Origin of the sequence: Salinirubellus salinus, from assembly GCF_025231485.1 — an archaeon.
Taxonomy (GTDB): Archaea; Halobacteriota; Halobacteria; order Halobacteriales; family Haloarculaceae; genus Salinirubellus; species Salinirubellus salinus.
In genome coordinates this window covers 2,291,665-2,310,983 of record NZ_CP104003.1, presented here as the reverse complement: position 1 = coordinate 2,310,983, position 19,319 = coordinate 2,291,665, and the positions used below count along the sequence as shown (strand labels likewise).

23 protein-coding genes are annotated in these 19,319 nt (G+C 69.6%); 14 read left to right on the top strand and 9 right to left on the bottom strand.

The genetic code is table 11. The annotated features are described in order from the left end of the window. The first annotated feature begins 3 nt into the window (after positions 1 to 3). On the top strand, positions 4 to 300 hold the full coding sequence (locus tag N0B31_RS12370) for a DUF8036 family membrane protein (protein ID WP_260591939.1): 297 nt from the start codon (positions 4 to 6) through the stop codon (positions 298 to 300). Positions 301 to 325: 25 nt separating this feature from the next. Here the strand turns inward: N0B31_RS12370 and N0B31_RS12365 are convergent, their stop codons facing one another. Next, a complete protein-coding gene (locus tag N0B31_RS12365; RefSeq protein WP_260591938.1) occupies positions 326 to 1,081 on the bottom strand; it encodes a helix-turn-helix domain-containing protein in 756 nt (251 codons plus the stop codon). Between the two features lie 236 nt (positions 1,082 to 1,317). Between N0B31_RS12365 and N0B31_RS12360 the strand changes: the two genes are divergently transcribed. The 5 genes from N0B31_RS12360 to N0B31_RS12340 all read left to right on the top strand — a co-directional run bounded on the left by N0B31_RS12360 (position 1,318) and on the right by N0B31_RS12340 (position 5,215). Continuing rightward, on the top strand, positions 1,318 to 1,797 hold the full coding sequence (locus N0B31_RS12360) for a plastocyanin/azurin family copper-binding protein (protein ID WP_260591937.1): 480 nt from the start codon (positions 1,318 to 1,320) through the stop codon (positions 1,795 to 1,797). 54 nt (positions 1,798 to 1,851) lie between these two features. Further along, positions 1,852 to 3,321 carry a sulfite oxidase gene (locus N0B31_RS12355; RefSeq protein WP_260591936.1) on the top strand — a complete coding sequence of 490 codons (1,470 nt, stop codon included), beginning with the start codon at positions 1,852 to 1,854 and terminating at the stop codon, positions 3,319 to 3,321. Between the two features lies 1 nt (position 3,322). Further along, on the top strand, positions 3,323 to 3,823 hold the full coding sequence (locus N0B31_RS12350; RefSeq protein ID WP_260591935.1) for an FKBP-type peptidyl-prolyl cis-trans isomerase: 501 nt from the start codon (positions 3,323 to 3,325) through the stop codon (positions 3,821 to 3,823). A 196-nt stretch (positions 3,824 to 4,019) separates the two neighbouring features. Continuing rightward, on the top strand, positions 4,020 to 4,526 hold the full coding sequence (locus N0B31_RS12345; RefSeq protein ID WP_260591934.1) for a hypothetical protein: 507 nt from the start codon (positions 4,020 to 4,022) through the stop codon (positions 4,524 to 4,526). A gap of 53 nt (positions 4,527 to 4,579) precedes the next feature. Further along, entirely contained in the window at positions 4,580 to 5,215 is a 636-nt protein-coding gene (locus N0B31_RS12340; protein ID WP_260591933.1) for an outer membrane protein assembly factor BamB family protein, read from the top strand. 27 nt (positions 5,216 to 5,242) lie between these two features. On the opposite strand, the gene N0B31_RS12335 is transcribed toward N0B31_RS12340, so the two are convergent. Continuing rightward, positions 5,243 to 8,380 carry an adenosylcobalamin-dependent ribonucleoside-diphosphate reductase gene (locus N0B31_RS12335; RefSeq protein ID WP_260591932.1) on the bottom strand — a complete coding sequence of 1,046 codons (3,138 nt, stop codon included), beginning with the start codon at positions 8,378 to 8,380 and terminating at the stop codon, positions 5,243 to 5,245. 398 nt (positions 8,381 to 8,778) lie between these two features. Here N0B31_RS12335 and N0B31_RS12330 point away from each other — a divergent pair, with 398 nt between their 5' ends. The 6 genes from N0B31_RS12330 (at position 8,779) to N0B31_RS12305 (ending at position 11,578) form a co-directional block, all read left to right on the top strand. Further along, positions 8,779 to 9,000, top strand: a complete 222-nt coding sequence (locus N0B31_RS12330; protein ID WP_260591931.1) for a DUF8029 family protein — start codon at positions 8,779 to 8,781, stop codon at positions 8,998 to 9,000. Between the two features lie 48 nt (positions 9,001 to 9,048). Next, positions 9,049 to 9,729 carry a phosphate signaling complex protein PhoU gene (gene phoU / locus N0B31_RS12325; RefSeq protein ID WP_260591930.1) on the top strand — a complete coding sequence of 227 codons (681 nt, stop codon included), beginning with the start codon at positions 9,049 to 9,051 and terminating at the stop codon, positions 9,727 to 9,729. A 39-nt stretch (positions 9,730 to 9,768) separates the two neighbouring features. After that, complete coding sequence (locus tag N0B31_RS12320) at positions 9,769 to 10,179, top strand: hypothetical protein (protein WP_260591929.1); 411 nt, start codon at positions 9,769 to 9,771, stop codon at positions 10,177 to 10,179. A 97-nt stretch (positions 10,180 to 10,276) separates the two neighbouring features. After that, on the top strand, positions 10,277 to 10,762 hold the full coding sequence (locus N0B31_RS12315; protein WP_260591928.1) for a pyruvoyl-dependent arginine decarboxylase: 486 nt from the start codon (positions 10,277 to 10,279) through the stop codon (positions 10,760 to 10,762). A gap of 65 nt (positions 10,763 to 10,827) precedes the next feature. Next, complete coding sequence (locus N0B31_RS12310; RefSeq protein WP_260591927.1) at positions 10,828 to 11,142, top strand: DUF5811 family protein; 315 nt, start codon at positions 10,828 to 10,830, stop codon at positions 11,140 to 11,142. 166 nt (positions 11,143 to 11,308) lie between these two features. Continuing rightward, entirely contained in the window at positions 11,309 to 11,578 is a 270-nt protein-coding gene (locus N0B31_RS12305) for a hypothetical protein (protein ID WP_260591926.1), read from the top strand. 164 nt (positions 11,579 to 11,742) lie between these two features. Here N0B31_RS12305 and hemA read toward each other — a convergent pair whose 3' ends face one another. From hemA to N0B31_RS12280, 5 genes are all read right to left on the bottom strand, one after another. After that, entirely contained in the window at positions 11,743 to 13,119 is a 1,377-nt protein-coding gene (gene hemA, locus N0B31_RS12300) for a glutamyl-tRNA reductase (RefSeq protein WP_260591925.1), read from the bottom strand. Beyond that, on the bottom strand, positions 13,116 to 13,790 hold the full coding sequence (locus N0B31_RS12295) for a precorrin-2 dehydrogenase/sirohydrochlorin ferrochelatase family protein (protein ID WP_260591924.1): 675 nt from the start codon (positions 13,788 to 13,790) through the stop codon (positions 13,116 to 13,118). Before N0B31_RS12295 ends, hemA begins: the two co-directional genes overlap by 4 nt. Next, positions 13,791 to 14,849, bottom strand: a complete 1,059-nt coding sequence (ahbB, locus tag N0B31_RS12290; protein WP_260591923.1) for a siroheme decarboxylase subunit beta — start codon at positions 14,847 to 14,849, stop codon at positions 13,791 to 13,793. A gap of 108 nt (positions 14,850 to 14,957) precedes the next feature. Further along, entirely contained in the window at positions 14,958 to 15,356 is a 399-nt protein-coding gene (locus tag N0B31_RS12285) for a DUF5778 family protein (protein ID WP_260591922.1), read from the bottom strand. A gap of 111 nt (positions 15,357 to 15,467) precedes the next feature. Further along, positions 15,468 to 15,662, bottom strand: a complete 195-nt coding sequence (locus tag N0B31_RS12280) for a cold-shock protein (RefSeq protein WP_260591921.1) — start codon at positions 15,660 to 15,662, stop codon at positions 15,468 to 15,470. A 116-nt stretch (positions 15,663 to 15,778) separates the two neighbouring features. On the opposite strand from N0B31_RS12280, the gene uppS reads away from it, so the two are divergent. Next, positions 15,779 to 16,693, top strand: a complete 915-nt coding sequence (gene uppS, locus N0B31_RS12275; protein WP_260591920.1) for a polyprenyl diphosphate synthase — start codon at positions 15,779 to 15,781, stop codon at positions 16,691 to 16,693. A gap of 57 nt (positions 16,694 to 16,750) precedes the next feature. On the opposite strand, the gene N0B31_RS12270 is transcribed toward uppS, so the two are convergent. Continuing rightward, complete coding sequence (locus tag N0B31_RS12270; protein ID WP_260591919.1) at positions 16,751 to 17,206, bottom strand: hypothetical protein; 456 nt, start codon at positions 17,204 to 17,206, stop codon at positions 16,751 to 16,753. 2 nt (positions 17,207 to 17,208) lie between these two features. Further along, positions 17,209 to 17,823 (bottom strand): undecaprenyl diphosphate synthase family protein, encoded by a 615-nt coding sequence (locus N0B31_RS12265; RefSeq protein WP_260591918.1) that lies wholly within the window; start codon positions 17,821 to 17,823, stop codon positions 17,209 to 17,211. 151 nt (positions 17,824 to 17,974) lie between these two features. Here N0B31_RS12265 and N0B31_RS12260 point away from each other — a divergent pair, with 151 nt between their 5' ends. Beyond that, positions 17,975 to 19,315 carry a DUF92 domain-containing protein gene (locus N0B31_RS12260; RefSeq protein ID WP_260591917.1) on the top strand — a complete coding sequence of 447 codons (1,341 nt, stop codon included), beginning with the start codon at positions 17,975 to 17,977 and terminating at the stop codon, positions 19,313 to 19,315. The last annotated feature ends 4 nt before the right edge of the window (positions 19,316 to 19,319 follow it).

Below are 19,319 nucleotides of genomic sequence, written 5' to 3'. Positions count from 1 at the left end.
GATATGGCGATGAGCAACACCATCCTGATGGCGAGCGCGATGGCGGCGGTGAACGTCCTGCTGCTCGGGACGCTCACCGTCGTCTGGCTACGGAACTACCGGACCTTCGGGTCGAGCATGATCGCGGGCCTCGTCGCGTTCGGGGCCGTCCTGCTGCTGGAGAACGCCGCGGCGATATACTTCTTCTTCAGCATGCAGATGCTCTACTCGGGCGACCCCGGCGTCCAGCAGGTCGTGATGGTGCTCAGGGCGTTGCAGATGGTCGCGCTCGTGTTCCTGACGTACGTGACCGTGAAGTAGGGCCGGTAGTCCTCACCGACGGCGCTCAGTCGGCGTCGTTCGGGCTGTAGTGGCCCCGTTCGGCGCTGAACCGGTGCAGGTACCCCTTGGCGAGCTGCGCCTCGGCCTGCCGGAGCCGGTAGGAGACCGTCGACTGGGGGACGCCGAGGGCCTCGGCGAGCTCCGCGACCGTGAGCTGTCGTGGGGTCTCGTAGTAGCCGTGTTCGATGGCCGCCCGGAGTGTCTCGCGTTGCTCCTCCGGGACGGACACCGTCGCCAGGGAGTCGTAGTCGAGTCGTTCGGCCGGTCCGAGCCGTCCGATGTGGAGCTCGATGCCGTCGCCGAGATGCTCGGTCGCCTGCTCGTAGAACACGTCGACGTTCTCCTCCGAGCGCATGAGCAGGCGCCACCTCTGGCAGTCCTCGCGGCGTTTCGTCTGGAACACGACCCCGAGGTCGAGGTGGCGTGCGGCCAGCGCCAGCACCGAGTCGCAGGTGTGCAGGCGTCTCACGTGGGTGTAGAGGACGAGTGTGGCCGGTGCCCGCTCCAGTACGTCGTGCTCCCTGACCGCCCCGCACTCGGTGTGGGTCATCTCCTCGCGCGGCGTCTCGGAATCCAGCCGGACGCGTTCGACCCGGTCGAGCGCCGAGGCTGGCCCGACGAACCGCTCCAGCCGCCAGAGTCGGTCCCGGCGGATACAGCTCGCGATGCCGTCCGACGAGAGGGACGGCGATTCGATGAAGGTGTCCATCAGCGGGTCGGCACCGGGCTCGTACTCCAGTTCGAAGGTGAGTTCGCGCATGTGTCTCGGAGGTCTCCCCTCAGTCGCCCCAGTGCCCACGCCGGCGGGTCCCCCGCTCTCGGGACCGGTCTGGTCTCGTCTCCGTCGCGCCTGTCGTCCGTACTACGTCGTTTCGTGTCAACGTTACGCACAAACGCGCATATATATTTTGGTGGGGAACCCTCCGACGGCGTGGGTTCGTTGGTACTCACTAATTCAGGTTATATACGGGTCCCTCCCGTCGGGTGGCGTGCACGATGCCTGGAAGACGCACCTACCTGCGGACGGCGGCCGCGCTGGCCCTCGGGTCGTCGCTCGCTGGCTGTAGCAGCGACGGTGGCGGTGACACGACGCCGACGCCGGAACCGACACCGGAGCCGACACCGGAACCGACGGCGACGCCGACCCCGTCGAGTGGCGTCACGGACGTGGCCGTCGGGCCGGAAGGGCGCCTCCGGTTCGAGCCCGAGGACATCGAGATCAGCGTGGGCGACACCGTCAGGTGGGAGGCGATGAGCCCGGGCCACAACGTGACGAGCCACCCGGACGCCGCGCCGAGGTGCGAGAACCCAGAGGGGGCCGAACCGTTCCACTCCTACGAGGGCGACCAGCACTTCGCCATCATGGAGGTCGACGAGGTGTTCGAGCACGAGTTCACGGTGCCCGGCGAGTACGTCTACGTCTGTACGCCACACGCCGGCCAGGGGATGGTCGGTTCGGTCACCGTCACCGAGTGAGTTAGTGAGGACCAAGCGACATTTCATACCCGCTGCTCCGGAGAGTGCTACTGCATGTCACAGCACCAGCCGAGAACGGAGCGGGACTCGGAGGAAGCCTCGTCGCGTGATCGGTTCGTCAGACGACGACGACTCCTGATGGCGACGGGGTCGCTGGCGGGGGTGGGCGTCCTCGCCGGGTGTGGCCAGGACACCGGGACGCCGACCCCGGCCGAGACGGAGCCGCCGACCGAACCACCCACGGAGCCGCCGACCGAACCCCCCACGGAGACCGAGACGCCGGAACCGGAGCAGGAACCGCTGGAGGCACGCTACCCCGGGCTGGAGATCCTCTCGCCGGAGCCGGAGAACGCACAGGCCGCCGCCCGCGCCACCTACACCGACTACATCACGCCGCGCGAGGAGCACTACATCCGGAACCACTACCCGACACCGGACATCGAGGAGTCGGAGTGGACCGTCTCGCTGACCGGGATGGTCGACGGTGAGGTGGAGCTCTCGATGGAGCAGATCAAGCACTCGTTCCGGACCCAGTCGGTCACCCACACCATGCAGTGTGCGGGCAACGGCCGGTCGTTCTTCGACCCGCAGGTCGGGGGGAACCAGTGGCACTACGGCGCGGTCGGGAACACCGTCTGGACCGGGACGCCCGTCTCCGACATCCTCGAGTCCTACGGAGCGGAGACGAGCGACGGACACTTCCTCACCGTCATGGGTGGGGAACACCCGGAGGGTGAGGACATCTTCACCCGGTCCATCCCGATGCAGAAGGTGATGGACGACACGCTGCTGGCGTACAACATGAACGGCTCGCCGGTCTCTCCCGACCACGGGTTCCCCGTGCGCTTGCTCGTCCCCGGCTGGTTCGGCTGTAACAACGTCAAGTGGGTCGACCGGATGCACGTGATGGACTCGATGGTCATCGGCGACGAGTGGGAGGAGCCGGGCGCCCCGGAGGACGGCCAGCGGACCTACACCCACTGGCAGCAGTACTCCTACCGCGTCGTCCCCGAGGAGGACACCCGCGCGGAACACTACGAGGACATCCCGGTGTACGACACGCGCGAGCAGATGGACCAGACCGACGAGATCAACAACGCCTACATGTACGACCAGGTGGAGAAGTCCCTCATCGGCTACCCCGGCGAGGGGCAGACCGTCTCCCCGTCGCCCGCCGGCACCATCGAGATAATCGGCGTCGCGTGGGCCGGTGACGACGCCGTCGAGACGGTCGAGGTCTCCACCGACGGCGGCGAGACGTGGGGCGAAGCGGAGTTCTTCGGCCCCGTCGGTGCCCCGACCGGGTGGCGACAGTTCCGCTACGTCTGGCAGGAGCCCTCGGCCGGCGAGCACACGCTCGTCTCGCGGGCCACGGACGAGCGCGGTTACACCCAGCCGGCGAGCATCTCCGCGCCGGAGGACCAGCTCCGGTCCATCCAGGACGACCAGTTCCCGTGGAACCAGGGTGGCTACGGGAACAACGCCCACCTCGTCCACGCGGTGACCTGCACCGTCGAGGAGTGAGATGGCGGGCGTCGAACCGGGACAGGTCGCCATCGTCCACCTCACCGGCCGGCTGGTCGACGGTCCCGAGGCCGGTGCGGTGTTCGAGACCACGGACGTCGACGTGGCGCTCGACTCGGGTGTCTATCACGACCACCGCGACTTCAAGCCGCTCGAGTTCCGCGTCGGTGAGGGCCACGTCCTCCCCGGCATCGACGAGGCCGTCCAGGGGATGGAGCCGGGCGAGACCCGCACCGTCACGCTCGACCCGTCGGAGGCGTACGGCCGCGTCGAAGAGGACAGCGTCGTGACGTTCCCTCGCGAGGACGTCGACGCGGGGAGTGGAGCGGTCGACGTGGGGGAACTCGTCAGGAGCGACCGCGGCGACACCGGCTGGGTGACCGACGTGAGGGACGCGGAGGTGACCGTCGACTTCAACCACGAACTCGCGGGCGAGCGCGTCGAGTTCGAAATCAGACTGCTCGAGGTCCACGCGACGAAGACCGGGCAGGAACCGGCCTGAGCCGGTGGGGTCGCCCCGCGACCCGTTCGGCTATCAGATGGGGCTGAGGACGACCAGCTCGAAGCCGTGAGCGAATTCTAGACGGACTCGAGCCGCAGCCCGAACGAAGCTCGTACGGAGTTCGCCCGGAACTCGCAGAACGCCTTTTCAGAGGGTCGACGAGCCCTCTACCGGGCCGAGAGGCCCGTGATACGAGATGGCAGATGGACACAGCAGACGGACGGTACTCCGGACCGGTGCCACGCTCGCGGTGACGGGCGCCGGCCTCGGGACGCTCGGGAGCGCGTCGGCGAGCAACGGTCGGAGCGAGAACGCGAAGCAGTTCGGTCGGGTCTGGGCGAACGGCGCCCTCTACCGGACGAACGTGGTGAAGGTACTGGACTCGGAGCCGGTGCCAGGCGACGTCATCTACTTCGTCAACGACGGCACACCGACCTCGCTCCCGCCGAACGACGGAGTAAACGGTGGCGGGTCGCCGTTCGTCTCCGAAGCCGCGCCGGGCGACCAGGACTGGAACGGCGGGCAGTGGGTCCACTACAGCGCCCGGTTGGCGCCGGGCGTGACGCTCGCCGAACCGCTCACCTCCGAGGCGGCGGTGCTGGCGGCCGAGGCGGCGGGCGACCTGACCATCACGAAGGGCCGGCCGGCCATCGACGGCGCGCCACCGAACTTCTTCATCTGCCCGCTGAACGGCAAGGCCTGAGACCTGTCGTTCGGCCGGAAACTACTCGGCGGCGGCTCCGTGACGGGGAACGAATGCCCTCCCCGACGCGACGCGCCCTCCTCGCGGCCGCCGGCACGGCCGCGTTCGCCGGTTGTACCTCGCTGGAAGGACTCACCGGTCGATCGACGCCCGCTCCGGCCCCGTTCCTCACCGAACCGACCGACTGGGCACACCCGCACCACGACGCCGGGAACACCGGTGTCTCGCCCGGTGCGACCGCGCCGGACTCGCTCGCGGTCGAATCGGCGTGGACCGCGCCTCTCGAGGCCGACGAGGTCGACGGCGGCCGGACGGTGGTCGCCCGCACCGACGAGACGCTCCTCGTCCACGTCGAGTTCAACGGCTTCTACGACGACCGGGTCGAGGCCCGCGACCCGACGAGCGGTGACGTGCGCTGGACGTACGTGGACGGGGAGGCGGACGAACCGGTCTCGTTCGGTCGCCCGGTCGTCGCCGGCGACGGCGTGTACCTGACCGCCGTCACCGACCAGCGCGGCGACGGACACCCTTCGGGGTCACTCCGCACCATCTCGCTGGCCGACGGGACCGAGCGCGGACGGGTCCCGCTCGACAGCCCCTCGTTCCACGGGCCCATCGTCGCGGGCGGGCGGTGTCTCGTCGTCACCCGGGACGAGGAGCGACGCCTCTCGCTCGTGGCGCGAACGTAGAGAGAAGAGGGGAGTCAGTCCGTCAGTTCAGCACTCCGACCAGCCACACGACTCGCACGTCTTGCAGCCCTCGCTGAAGTAGAGGCTCATCGCGCCGCAGTCCGGACACTCCGGACTCTCGCCGGCGTCGATGAGCGACTGGGTGGCGTCCGTGTCGCCGGACTCGGCCGCCACACCGCCGCCGTCGGTCTCGGGGGCGGGCGGTTCGCGGTCGGGTTCCTGGTCCTGCAGTTCGTCGACCTCGCTCTCGGAGACCTCGGTCAGACTCTGCTGGCGCGGGTACGGCTTGTCGATCTCGTCGTCGAGGTAGCGCCGCAGGGCGACGCCGAACGCGTCCGGGATGGAGTTGATCTGCTCACCCTTGTCCCACGCGACCTTCGGGGAGCGGATGCCCCGGAGCTTGTCGGCGATCTCGTTCGGGTCGACACCCGAGCGGAGCGCGACGGAGATGGACTTCGCCAGCGCCTCCGTGAAGGAGGCGGTGAACCCACCGGACATGCCGGTGTTGGCGAACAGCTCGAACGGCTGGCCGGCGTCCACGTCCTCGTTGATGGTGATGTAGACCTTGCCGTAGCCGGTGTCGATGCGCTGGGTCACGCCACGGAGGACGTCCGGGCGGGCCTGCTTCTCCGCGTAGTCGACCGACGGCTCCTGCTCGGCCGCGAGCAGGTCGATGGCGTCGCCGAAGCGCTCCTGCACGGCGTCGTGGTCGAGGAACCGCTCGATGTCGCCGAACGCCTGGTCGATGTTCTCGAGGAGCTGTTCGGCGGCCTCGTCCTCGTCCATGCTGGAGAACTCGGTGTTGTCCGCACGGGTCGTCAGCACCTGCTTCGAGCGGGTGCCGTCGCGGTAGACGGTGACACCCTTGCCACCGTGGTCGTAGATGTAGCGGTACACCTCGTCCATGTCCTCCTTCGAGGCGGAGTTCGGGAAGTTGCAGGTCTTGGAGATGGCCGAGTCGACCCCCTCCTGACAGGCACACTGGACCGCGGCGTGGTCGATGCCCGAGAGGTCCGCCGTGACGACGAACAGCTCGGCGATGGCGTCCGGGACACGGTCGAGCGAGTCGATGCCGTCGAACGCGTTGTTCTGCATCTGCTCGACGGCCTCGGCCTTCACGGCCTCCACGTCGATGTCGTTGGCCTCCAGGATGCGGAGGAAGTAGTCGTCGAACTCGACGAGCATCTCGTCGCCCTGCACGTCGTCGGAGACGTTCTTGAAGTAGGCCACCGAGAAGATGGGCTCACACCCACCGGAGGTGTTGCCCACCATCGAGGTGGTGCCGGTCGGCGCGATGGTCGTCGTGTTGTGGTTCCGGATGGGGTAGCCGTCCGCCCAGTCGTCGGCGGACTCGCCGGTCTGCTTCTCGAACCACTCGCGGTACTCGGTCGGGTTCGCGTACTTCGAGTTGTCCCACTCGGCGAACGGCCCGCGCGCCTCGGCCAGCTGGTGGCTGGCGGCCTTCGAGCCGTGGTTGATGTGTCGCATCAGCTGGCGGGCGACCTCGTTGCCCTCGTCGCTGCCGTAGCGGATGCCGAGCTGGATGTAGAGCTGTGCCAGCCCCATCACGCCGAGACCGATCTTCCGCATCTCGCGGACCTTCTGCTCGATCTTCTCGACCGGGAAGTCCGACATCGTGACGACGTTCTCGAGGAACCGGGTCCCCCACTCGATGCGGTGGTCGAACTCCTCGACGTCGATGGCCTCCTGCAGGAAGGCGTCCACGGCGGCCTCGGTGGAGTCGTACTCGTCGGCGTGTTCGGCCGACCAGACGCGCCAGTCGGGGGCGTCCTGCGCGGCGAGCGTCGAGAGGTTGATGTGCCCGAGGTTGCAGGCCTCGTACTCCTCGAGGGGCTGCTCGCCACAGGGGTTCGTCGCGAGGATGCGGTGGTCCGGGTGCTCCTCGACGTCGAACGAGTGCTCCTTGTTCACCCGCTCGAGGTAGATGACGCCCGGTTCGCCGTTCTCGTAGGCGCCGTCGACCATGCGGTCCCAAAGGACCTGTGCGGGGATGGAGAACTCCTCGCCGGGTTCGACGTACTCGCCGAGGCCGTAGCGGGAGTACATCTCCTTCGTCTCCTCGCTGGCGATGTGGGGTTCCTCGGTGCGGGGGTTCTCGAAGGTGAACTCCTCACCGTTCTTCAGCGCCTCCATGAAGTCGTCCGTGACGCCGACGGAGATGTTGAAGTTCGAGAGGTGGCCCTCCACGGCGTTGCGGAGGTGCTTGGGCACGCGCCCGTCCTCGTCGATGAGGTCACGGGCCTCCTCCAGCGCCTCGGCGAAGGTGGTGTAGGTGTAGTCGTCGGGGTCGTTCAGCCGGAGACAGTGAGCCAGCGAGACGTCCTTGTTCTTCGAGTGGATGAACTCGATGACGTCGGGGTGCGAGACACGCATCACGCCCATCTGGGCGCCACGTCGGGTGCCACCCTGCGCGATGGTCTCGCACATCTGGTCGAACGTCTCCATGAACGTCATCGGACCGCTGGCGATACCACCGGTGGAGCCGACGGCGTCGCCGTACGGTCGGAGCTGCCAGAACGCATAGCCCATCCCGCCGCCGGACTGGAACACCTCGGCGGCCTCCTTGGCCGTCTGGTGGATGTCCGTCAGGTCGTCGTCGGGAGAGTCGACGAAACAGGCCGAGAGCTGCTGGAGTTCGTCGCCCGCGTTCATCAGCGTCGGCGAGTTCGGGACGAACGAGAGCCGTTCCATCAGGTCGCGGAACTCCGCCTCCACGCTCTCGACGTGCTCGCGCAGGTCGGCGTCGAGTTCCGGGACGACCGTGTCGTAGGCGAACTTGTTGACGTTCTCGGGCGTGAGTTCGGTCTCGGCGTCGTCGGCTGCCGTCGTCCCCTCACCGAAGACCTCGGCGGCGAGTTCGTCGCGCCGGGGGTGGTCCGGCTTGAGCTGGTCCGGCGTGACCGAGACCGTCTCGTCTCGGCGGCCGGCCTCGAAGACGACCTCTGCGAGCGCGATGTTCTTCGAGACGCGGGGGAAGAGGTCCTCCTGCGTCTCGACGAGGTCACCGTTGTGGTCCTTGCGGAGGTACCTCGCCGGCAGGATGTTGTGGTAGGCGTTGTCGGTCAGTCGGTCCGCCAGCGTCTCGCCGTCGGTCCGCTTGACTGGCAGGGTGAGGTCGTCGGCAGAGAGGTCCGGCGTGGACATCAGGCACCCCCCCGGTTCCGGTGGAAACGTGTTCCTGTCATAGTAGTGGCAATCTGGGTATACTCGGTCGCCGGAATGACCCTCCGGCGGTGGGTTTCAGGGCGTGACGGGTGTCTCACTGTTTGCACTTTTCGTGTCTGACTTCCCGGCACGCGCGTGGTCTCACGCGACGGTCTCTACAAGTGTGTGGACGACGCATAAGGGTAGTCAGACCGGAGTGAAAGTGGTCTTTTCGACTCTAGATTCACCCGACGGCGACCGTCTTCGCAGGCGAACGAAAGGGGGGTTCCGAACGCCGCGTGTCAGTCGGGCGCGTGACGCCCGTCCGACGTCGTGTGGGGGTGAGACCCACGGACGGGGCCAGTACGCTTAACCACCAGCACGGTGACGCTTCGTCCATGCTCAACCCGCTCACGCTCCCCCCGCTTCCCCTGCAGATGGAGGGACTGTTCTCGCTCCCCGGCATCCTCACGACCCTCCTCATCGTCGCGGTGGTCATCCTCGTCGCGCGCATCGTCCTCCGCATCGCGTGGAAGATCGTCGTCGTCGCGGCGGTCGTCGCCGCCATCCTCTGGGTGCTCGGCCTCCTCGGGCCCGTCGGCGGCCTCCTCGGCCTGTAGCTATCCAAAGGTATATAGGTATATGTAGAAAATCCGGGACCAGACACCATGCCACGCGAATCCTACCAGCAGTCGCTCGCGGACCTCCGCGAGGACGTCCTGTTCATGTCGGAGGTCGTCTCGGAGCGACTCCGCACCGGCCTCGACGCGCTCGAGGCGAAGGACGAGGCCCTCGCCCACGAGGTCATCGAGGGTGACGAGGAGATCAACGAGATGTACCTCGACCTCGAGGGTGAGTGTATCGACCTGCTGGCGCTCCAACAGCCCGTTGCCGGCGACCTCCGGCTCGTGGCGGCCTCGTTCAAGATCCTCACGGACCTCGAACGGGTCGCCGACCTCGCGACCAACCTCGGTGCCTACACCCTCGACGCCCACTACGACCGCTTCCCGGACGTCGACGTGCAGGCCATCGGCCAGGCCGTCGCCGAGATGCTCGAGGACGCGATGGACGCCTACGCACGGGACGACGTGGAGGCCTGCTTCGCCGTCGCCGAGCGCGACGACGAGGTGGACGCGATGTGCGAACGCGCCACCGACGCCGTCGTCCGCGAACTCATCGAGACGGAACTCGAGGGTGACCAGAGCGACGCGGACATCGAGCGGCTGATGCAGGACGTCTCCCGACTCCTGCTGACGGTCCGTGACCTCGAACGCGTCGGCGACCACGCGGTGAACGTCGCCGCACGCACCCTCTACATGGTCGAGAACGACCCCTCGCTGCTGGAGTAGCGGGAGAAGACACTTACTTCGCCCTGTCTCGGCACCTGTATGCGCCGCCCCTCCAGACGAGGCCTCCTCGCTAGCCTCGGCGCCTCATCGCTCGCTCTCCTCACCGCCGGCTGTGTCGACCCGCGGACCGCGCTCGCGGGCCGACATCACCGCTCCGAACTGTTCGTCGACAGCGATGCGACCGTCGACCTCACCCCGACTGTCACCGTCGAACTGGCCGACGGGTCCACCCCCTTCGACCGCCGGGTCGCGGTCGGCGCCGACGACTCCAGGACGTTCACCGAGGCCCTCCCGCGCGAGGGGGCGGACCCCGCGACTGCCGACGTGACCGTGACGCTCGACACCGGCTCGACCGCCAGCCGAACCGTCGACGCCGACAGTGGACTGCACCGTCTCTGGGTGGTCCTCGAGTCACGGGAGACGGTGACGATTCGGCGGGAGGTCCACTAGCCCGGCGGCTATCACAGCCCCGCCCACGCCCGGCGCCGACTGCCCCGTGTCGTCCCGAACCGTAACCCCCTTCGCCCCGAATCCCCCACGACCAGATATGGGACTCGTCCGCGTCGTCTGGGGGACTGCCACCGGCCCGACGGCCACGGCCTCGTACGACGCGGCGCTCGCAGCGGCGAACGTCCACGACTACAACCTCGTCACGGTCTCGTCGGTCCTCCCCGGTGACGCCCGCGTCGAGGTGGTCGGCGAGGCGCCCGACCTCGGCCCGGCCGGCAACGGCCTCACGGTCGTCCAGGGTCGGGCCACGCTCGCCCCCGGCGCGGAGGGGACGGCTGCCGCCGCCCTCGGCTGGTCGCGGTCTGCGGAGGGACCGGGCATCTTCTACGAGTCCGGCGGGACGGACCCCGACGCCGTCCGCCGGCGCGTCGAGGACGGCCTCGAACACGGCCGGTCGCTCCGGCCCGACCGGACGTGGGACGGCGAGGACGGCCTCCGCCTCGTCACCGCCGACCCCGACCCCGACCGATACGTCACGGCGCTCGTCCTCGCGGTGTACGGAGAGAGCGAGCCGTTGTGCTGAGGGCGGCTGTCGCCGTGGACGACGCCTTTATACCCGCGTCACCGCTACGAGGGTGACAGACCTACATGCACGGAAACACCCCCTACGCGGGGCTCCCCGAGACCGAGTTGGACGCGGAGCAACGCCGCGCGCTGCGGCGCTCGGTCGCGTCGGTCACCGCCGAGACGCGTGCGTTACTCCCCGACGAGTTCGTCGTGGGCAGCGAGATCGTCGACGGCGCCGACGGGCCGCGGGCCACCGTCGCCGTCCGTCCCCCGGCCGGGTCCGTGGTCAGCGCCAACCTCTCGACCGACGTCGACGACGCGTTCGCCCACGAACTCGCCGCGGCGGCCGTCTTCGAGGTGAAGCGGTCCTCGCGTGGGCCGCGGGCCGCTCGTTAAACAGCCACTTCTCGCCCACTACGTTTTGCACTTCGCGCGGCGCTCGACGTACGCTGGTGTGCTCGGTTCGGTCGGCCGTCGTGGCGAACGAAACCCCGGGCCGGCACGCTCTCACGAGGTTGGAGCCAACGAAACTGTTTAGCACGGAGCGAGGGAACTCTCGCGCATGTCCGATAGCGCCCGGCCGGGGAGCGAACCGGCCGCCCTCGAGTATACGTGGATGGACGCCATCGAGGACGTCCTCGATGCTCAGATAGACGAGGCCGAGGACCTGGAGGCGACCTTCGAGGAGTTCGAGGTGGACGTGCCGCTCCGCTACGGCGACGACGCTCCGTTCGCCCGGTGGGGACTCGACGGCACCGTCCGGGTCAGCGTCGACGGGATGCGCGGTGGCCTCGCCGAGTGGCTCAACTACTGGTCCGAACACGACGACTGACCGGGGCGGCGTCCGGCGCCGGCGAGCGAGGGGTCTTCTGCACGGGACCACCACACAGATATCCACCAGCGTACGCCGAGCGCCGCAGGCGCGAGGAGCGTTCTTCCCCACGGTTTTGCCGCGAGGCGCGGCGGAGCCACGCCTCGCGTGCAAAAAGTGGTTGCTTAGTCGTCAGAGAGCCGTTCAAGCACCCGCTCTGGCATCCGGTCCTGTACCCCCTCGGGGATCTCCTCGGGGTCCACGTCGGCCGTGGCCGTCGGAGCGGGCGCTTCCGTCTCGATGGGTTCCTGGTCGGCGAGGTCGAGCCCCGGACCGAAGAGCCGGAGTGCGGTGTTGATGGTCGACCAGTCGTCGTTCTCGGCGGCGTCCCGGAGGCTCTGCGTGGGTGGGGCGAGCAGTTGCCCGACGAGGGCGTCGGCGAGCGACGCCACCACCTCGCGTTGCTCGTCGGTCAGGTCGCCGGCGGACTCGAGCTGCGAGACGGCGGTGCGGAGTTCTCGCTCCTTGGTCTCCTCGGCGCCCTCGTACATCGCGGCGATGACCTCGTCGGCCCGCTTGCGCTTGTACTGGGTGACGAGGTTCTCGAACTCCTCGTCGATGATGGCCTCGACGGCGGCGGCGGCCTCGCGCCGGCGGTCACGTGTCTCCGCGGTCACCGCCTCGAGCGTGTCGAGGTCGCGCAACGTCACGGTGTCCAGGTCGGCGGCCTCGGGGGCCACGTCGCGTGGCTGTGCGAGGTCGACGACGAGCGTCTCGCCCGCGTTCGCCAGCGCCTCGGCGTCGAGGACGTACCCCGGGCTCGCGGTGGCGGTCACGGCGAGACCGGCCTCTGCGAGTGCGATGGGGACCGCGTCGAGGCCGACGACGCTCGCCGGGCCGTCGAGCGACTCCGCGAGGTGTTCGGCGTTCTCGAGCGAGCGGTTCGCGATCACGACGTGCTCCACGACGCCGTCGAGTGCGCGGGCCGCGAGCGCGCCCATCTCGCCGGCGCCGACGACGAGTGCGGCGGTCCGCTCGAGGTCGATCTCCTCGCGGGCGAGCCGGACCGCGGCGCTCCCGAGCGAGGTGACCCCCTCGTTGATGGCCGTCTCGGTGCGTGCCCGTTCGCCGACACGGATGGCCTTCACGACGGCCTCCTCGAGGACGGGGCCGACGCCACCGGCGGCGCGGGCGTCCTCGTAGGCGGCCCGGAGTTGCCCGATGATCTGGTCCTCGCCGACGACGAGCGACTCGAGGCCCGCGGCGACGCGCATCAGGTGTCGAAGGCTGGCCTCGTGGTCGAGTTCGTCGACGACGGCCTCGTCGACGGGGTCGACGTACGGGGCGAGCGCCGCGCGGCCGGTGGCGGCGTCGTCCGCGACGACGAACGCCTCCGCTCGGTTACACGTCTGGACGACGAACGCCTCGGTCACCCCCTCCCGGCCCAGCAGTCGCGCGACGGTCTCCTGCTGGGTGCTGTGACTCACCGCCCCGATGTCGTCGATACCCCCGCAGTGGTGGGAGACGCTCACTCCGGAGATGAGTCCTGTCGGCGTGGTCACGATGTGTCACCCGGAACGTCTGCGGCGACGTCCTCGGCTAGTCGTCGGGCCTTGGCCCCGTCCGTACCTAAATGCTTCCATACACTATCGTCCCTGAGAATCGCCCTGACGGCCGCTCGGCGGCGCTCAGGCGGCATCTCCGTTCGCTGGAACCCCTCCCGTAGCTCGCCCAACAGGTCGGCCATCGCGCCCGCCCCTTCGAGGTCGGACTCGATGCGCTCGCGGAGGTGTTTCGAGAGCGCCGGTGCCCGCCCGCCGGTCGCCACGGCGGCCAGCACCGACCCGTCCCTGACCGTCGCCGGGACGACGACGCTGCCAGCCTCGCGGCCGCCATGTTCGTCCGCTCGGTTGACCAGTGTCCCGCGCTCGCGAGCCGCCTCGACGGCTGCCTCGTTCACCGCCGCCGAGTCCGTGGCCGCGACGACCAGCGCCGGGCCGACCCGCTCGACGTACCCCTCGACCCCCTCGGGGTCCGGGGCGTCCCTGACGAACTCCACGCCGGCGTCGGGGTGGCGCCGCTCGCTCGGCTCGAACGAGCGGTCGCAGAACTCGGGACTGACGACGAGGACGCGAGCCTCCTCGGCGAACCGACGGGCCTTCCGGGCACCGACCGGGCCGCCGCCGAACACCAGCACCGTCTCGCCCGTGAAGTCGTGGAGCAGGGGGATCATTCAGACCGTGTTCGCCTCCGCGCGTTCCTCCAGCCTGATGCCCGTCTTCTTCAGGATGCGCGTCGAGAACAGCGAGTCCCAGTCCTCGTCTCCCACGTCCCAGTGTTCGGCCATCCGCTGGCGCACCTCCTCGATGCGGGCCTTGCTCTCCTCCTCCGAGCGTCCGTGGGTCATCGCGAAGAAGTTGTACGGCCAGACGCCGTCGTGGCGCGGCCGGCGGTAGCAGTGCGTGACGAACTCGAACGTCGCTATCTCGGGGCCGACCTCCTCGACGATATCGTCGGGGACGTTCCAGACGGTCATCCCGTTCTCCGTGTAGCCGAGCGCGTAGTGGTTCGGGACGAGCCCGACGCGGCGGACCTTCCCCTCCAGGTCGAACCGCTTGACGGTCGCGCGGACCCACTCGGGGTCCGCGCCGATGGCGTCGGCCACGTCGGCGTACGGCGTCTCGGTGACCGGGAGTCCACCCTGTATCTCCACGACGAGGTCGCGCTCCTCGGGGGTGATGGTCGTCGCGTCCGTCGGTTCCACGTCGGGGCCGAGGTGTGAGAGGTCCACGTCGCCGTCGGGGATGGGGCCGTCGAGCAGGAACTTCGCGCCGACGTGGAACTCGCGTTCCTTCGGCATGTTGTACGTCGGCTGGCCCGTCTCGTCCTCGATGTCGCCGAGGACGCTGTCCACCTCGTCGCTGTCCGCGACCGAGACGACGAACCACATGTTGAGGTGCGGGTGCTCGCGCTCGTAGTTGTGTGCCACCTCGCGGTGGGCGTTGACCTGTTCGGCCACCTCGTCGAACCGCTCGGGCGGGGCGTGCATCGCCACGAGCGTCGCGGTCCCGCCGATGGCCTCGGCGTTGACCAGCGCGCCGAACCGCGAGATGACCCCGTCCTCGTCGAGTCGTCGCACCCGTTCGAGGAGCTCGTCGGCGGTCACGTCGATACCTCGCTCGCATAGCGCCGCGGCCGCGGGGTCGAACGGCCGCTCGCAGACCGGGAACCCACCCTGGAAAGCGTTGAGCACCGCCCGGTCCACCCGGTCGAGGTCGGCGTCCGTCTCCATACGGAGTGGTCCGGGTCGGTGGTGGATAAGCCTCGCGTTAGCGGTGTCCGAGACGCGCGGTCGGGCGGCAGCGAGATCGCCGCGCGAACGTCGGGTGTCGGCTGCCCCCTACCCCTCGATGCCGACGACGCGGTCCCCCGTCTCGGCCTCGACGGCCTCGAGGATGGCCGCCTGGTCCGCGCTCGCCTCGTAGTAGAACACGACGTCGTAGGTGCCGTCGCGCAGGAGCTGCTGGCACTCCCAGACGAACTCGTCGCCGGTCAGCGTCAGCCCCTGATGCTGGTTCAGCCCGAAGTCGGGGTCGTCGTTGCCCGAGTAGATGTAGGTGTCCTCCTCGGTGGCGTGTTCGGCGATGAGGTCGCCCACGGCCACCGTCCGCTCGTGGAGCACCGACTCCTCCTCGGTCGTCAGGTCGGTGTGGAGCACCAGCCCGTTCAACTGGATGTCGCCGGGCTCCAGCAGCGCCTCCACCCGCCGGTACAGGTCGGCATCGGCCGTCTCCGTCATACCCGGAGTCGCCCCCGGACGGGCATACCGGTTCCGAATCCGCTCGCGCCGGCCGACGCTGTCGCTCCCCGGCCGGCCCCGAGAACGTCTCTCGAACCGTTCGACTGCCGTCTACAGACGGGTCAGGTTCTTCGCGCGCGGACCCTTGTCGGTCTGCGTGATCTCGAACTCGACCTCCTGGCCCTCCTCGAGGTCGGGCCCGCCGATGTCCTCCATGTGGAAGAAGACGTCCTCGTCGGACTCGTCCGTCGTGATGAAGCCGTAGCCGCCCGTGTCGTTGAAGAAGTCAACCGTGCCGGTCGCCATTGCACCCTGAACGAGGCGATTGACTTATAAAAACTCGTCGGTGACCGGGGTAACCGGCCGGCAGCGACCCGGTGACGCCACAAGGTACATAGTTCGGGGCGACCCACCCCGGAACGATGTTGGAGGCCGTGCGCCGCCGAGTGCTGCGGGTCTACGAGCGACTGCTGGAGCGTGAACTCTCCGGCGCACCGGCACACGTCGCCGTCATCCAGGACGGCAACCGCCGGTACGCCCGCGAGGAGGGGGGCGAGGCCACCGACGGCTACAGCGCGGGCGCCCGGACAACCGAGCGGATGCTCGACTGGTGTGCGGACCTCGGCGTCGAGGAACTCACGCTCTACGCCTTCTCGACCGAGAACTTCGACCGCCCGCCCGAGCAACAGGAACACCTGTTCGACCTCATCGAGTCGAAACTCCGCGAGTTCGCCGACCGCGAGGAGGTGCACGACCGCGAGGTCCGCATCCGCGCCATCGGCGAGGTGGACCGCCTGCCAGCTCGCGTGCGCGAGGCCGTCGACTACGCCGAGCGTCGCACGGCGGGCTACGACCGCTTCACGCTGAACGTCGCGCTCGCCTACGGCGGGCGCGCGGAACTGCTCTCGGCCGCCCGCGACGTGGCCCGCGCCGTCGAGCGCGGCGACCTCTCGGCCGACGAGGTGGACGTCGCCGCCATCGAGGAGCGCCTCTACCGCGGTCCCGCCCGCGACGTCGACCTCATCATCCGCACCGGCGGCGACGAGCGCACCTCGAACTTCCTCCCGTGGCACGCCAACGGCAACGAGGCCGCCGTCTTCTTCTGCTCGCCGTACTGGCCCGAGTTCCGACGGGTCGACTTCCTGCGGGCCATCCGGACCTACGAGTCCCGGCAGGCCTCGTGGCGTCAGTCGCGGGCCGAACGCGCGCTCGCGCTCGTCCGGTCGCTGGGGGACGTGGAACTGGTCGAGGCCCGGCAGGTGCTCGCCCGGTTCCGCGACGCCCTGCCGGGCGAGGTGGAGGAACTGGACGGCGAGGATGGACAGGTCGCGGACTAGACCCGGTCGACGTTCCGTGCCGACCGCACGACCACCGCCCCGTCCTCGACCTGCCCGTCACTCCGCACTCGGGGAGAACGCCGTCACGTCACCGTCTCCGCCGACGTAGACCTCCAGTCTCTCCCCGGCGACGCCACCCGCCGCGCGCTCGGACAGTCCGAGCCACGTCGTGGCTCGCGCGCCCGTCTCCAGTTCCACCGTGACGAAGTACGCCCCCGGCTCCGTGACGAACTCGGTCTCCTGGACCGTCCCGCCGCCGGCCACCTCGAACGTCGCCTCGCGGGAGCGCGTGGTCCCGGCCGCTGGCGTCCGGTCCGCGCTCGGCGGCGGCACGTCCTCGGCGTCGTCGCTCACCTGCTCGACGGTCACGGTCACGCGGTGGTCCCGGTCGTCGTCGTTCTGGATGGCGACGGAACCGGGCTCGGCGGCGGCCGCGGCGTCCAGCCCGCGGAAGACCCCACAGCCGGGGAGCACCGCGAGCGAACACGCACCGAGGAGGGCGCGTCGTCGCATCGCTACCTCCCGAATCGCCGCTGTCGCTCCTGGTAGTCACGGATCGCCCGGAGGTAGTCACGCTCCCGGAAGTCCCGCCAGTTCACGTCCGTGAAGTAGAGTTCGGAGTAGACGGACTGCCAGATCATGAAGTCGGAGAGCCGTTCGGCCCCCGTCTTCACCACGAGGTCCGGGTCCTCGGGGAACACGAGGCTCGCCTCGATGTCCTCGGCGTCGACGTCCTCGGGCGAGAGGTCGCCCGCCTCCACCGCCTCTGCGACGCGGCGGACGGCGGTGGCGAACTCCGCCTTCCCGCCGAGGCCGATGTTCACCTGGACGGGGGTGTCGGCGGTGGCCGGGTCCTCGTCGTCCGGGCCGCGGACGGCGATGGGCCACGGCACGTCGAGGTCCGAGAGCGCACGCCGGAGCGTCGGGACCGCCTCGGGGTCGAGGACGGAGACGGAGACCATCACCCGCTCGGCGCCGTGCTCGAACGCCCAGCCGAGGAAGTCGGTGAGCGTCCCGTAGGCGCCCGGTTCGAGCAGGTCGCGCTCGGTGATGACCAGCGCCACCCGTTCGGGGAGGCTGGCGCCGCTCCGGCGGACGCGCATCGCGAGATAGCGGTCGTACAGTCCCACGCGGTCCACTCCGACGCCCCCCGGCCTAAGTCCCGTGGTCGGCGTCAGAGCCGTGGTCGGGCACACGGCCGCGAGCGACCCCGACGCTGGCGGGTGGTCGACCGGTCGGCCACCGGGATGGTTAAGTGCGTCTCGGGGGAACCGACGTGCCGTGACGGGGAACGTGCGGCGAGCGGGTGCGTTCGCCGCGGTGGGTGCACTCTCGCTCCTCGTGCCGGCGCTCGCCGGCCGCTTCGACGAGGCCGTGGTCACCGCCGCGGCCACCCTCCCGTTCGTCCTGGTGGCGGCCGCCGCGCTCTACGTCGTCGACGAGGGTGCGCTGTTCGACCTGCTGGCCCGCCCCGGCGACTACGAGGAGGGGCGGCTCTACGGTCTCGCTGGCTTCGCGCTGGCCGCCGCGGGCCTCGCCCTCCTCGCGACGCAGTTCGGCCTCCCCGCCGAGGCGTACGTCGGGGGGATCGCCGTCCTCGTCTCGGGGAACCTCCTGCAGGCCGTCGCGCGTGCCGCGGGCGCCGACCCGTTCCTCGCGGTGGGTGCGTTCGCCGCCGGCGGCACCGTCGGCGGCGTCGGCGGCGTCCTCGCGGTCGGGCTCCTCCTCGGGTCGCCGCTCGCCCCGGCGCTCGTGGTGTTCCTCGCCGCCGCCGCCGCGCTGTTCGCCGCCCTCCTCCGGTCGATGCTGTTCGAACGCGACGACCCGCTCGTGATGGTCTCCAGCGCCCTGTTCCTCTGGGGTCTGCTCGAACTCGGCGTCGTCGTCGGCCCCACCCGCGTCGCCGTCGGGGTGGTCGTGACCGTCCTGCTGGGCTACGTCGCCTACGCGCTGGAGACGGCCTCGCTCGAGGGGATGCTCACCGGCGTCCTCCTCGCGCTGCTCGCCATCGTCCTCGGGGGATACGGCTGGTTCGCCCTGCTCGTCACCTTCTTCGGCCTCGGCGGGCTGGCCTCGAAGTTCCGCTACGACGAGAAGGCGCAGCGGGGCATCGCCGAGGCCAACGAGGGCGCCCGCGGGTCGGGGAACGTCCTCGCGAACTCCGCGGTGGCACTCGTCGCCGTCCTCGCGTTCGCCGCGAGCGGGACCGTGGGTCTCCCGCCGGAACTGTTCCGCTTCGCGTTCGCCGGGAGCGTCGCCACGGCGATGGCCGACACGTTCTCCTCGGAGATCGGCGGCCTCTACGACGACCCACGGCTCATCACGACGTTCGAGCGCGTCCCCGCCGGCACCGACGGCGCGGTGACGTGGCAGGGCGAGGTGGTCGGTATCGCCGCAGCGGGTGTCATCGCCGGCATCGCGGCGGTCTTCTTCGACCTCGGCCCGGCCGCCACCGCGACGGTGGTGGCCGCGGGGTTCGTCGGGATGACCGTCGACAGCCTCCTCGGCGCCACGCTGGAGGGTGAGTCGCTCGACAACCAGTCGGTGAACTTCCTCGCCACGCTCGGCGGCGCGGTGGCGGCCGCGCTCCTCGCGCTCGCCGTCGGCGCCGTCGCGCTCTGACCGC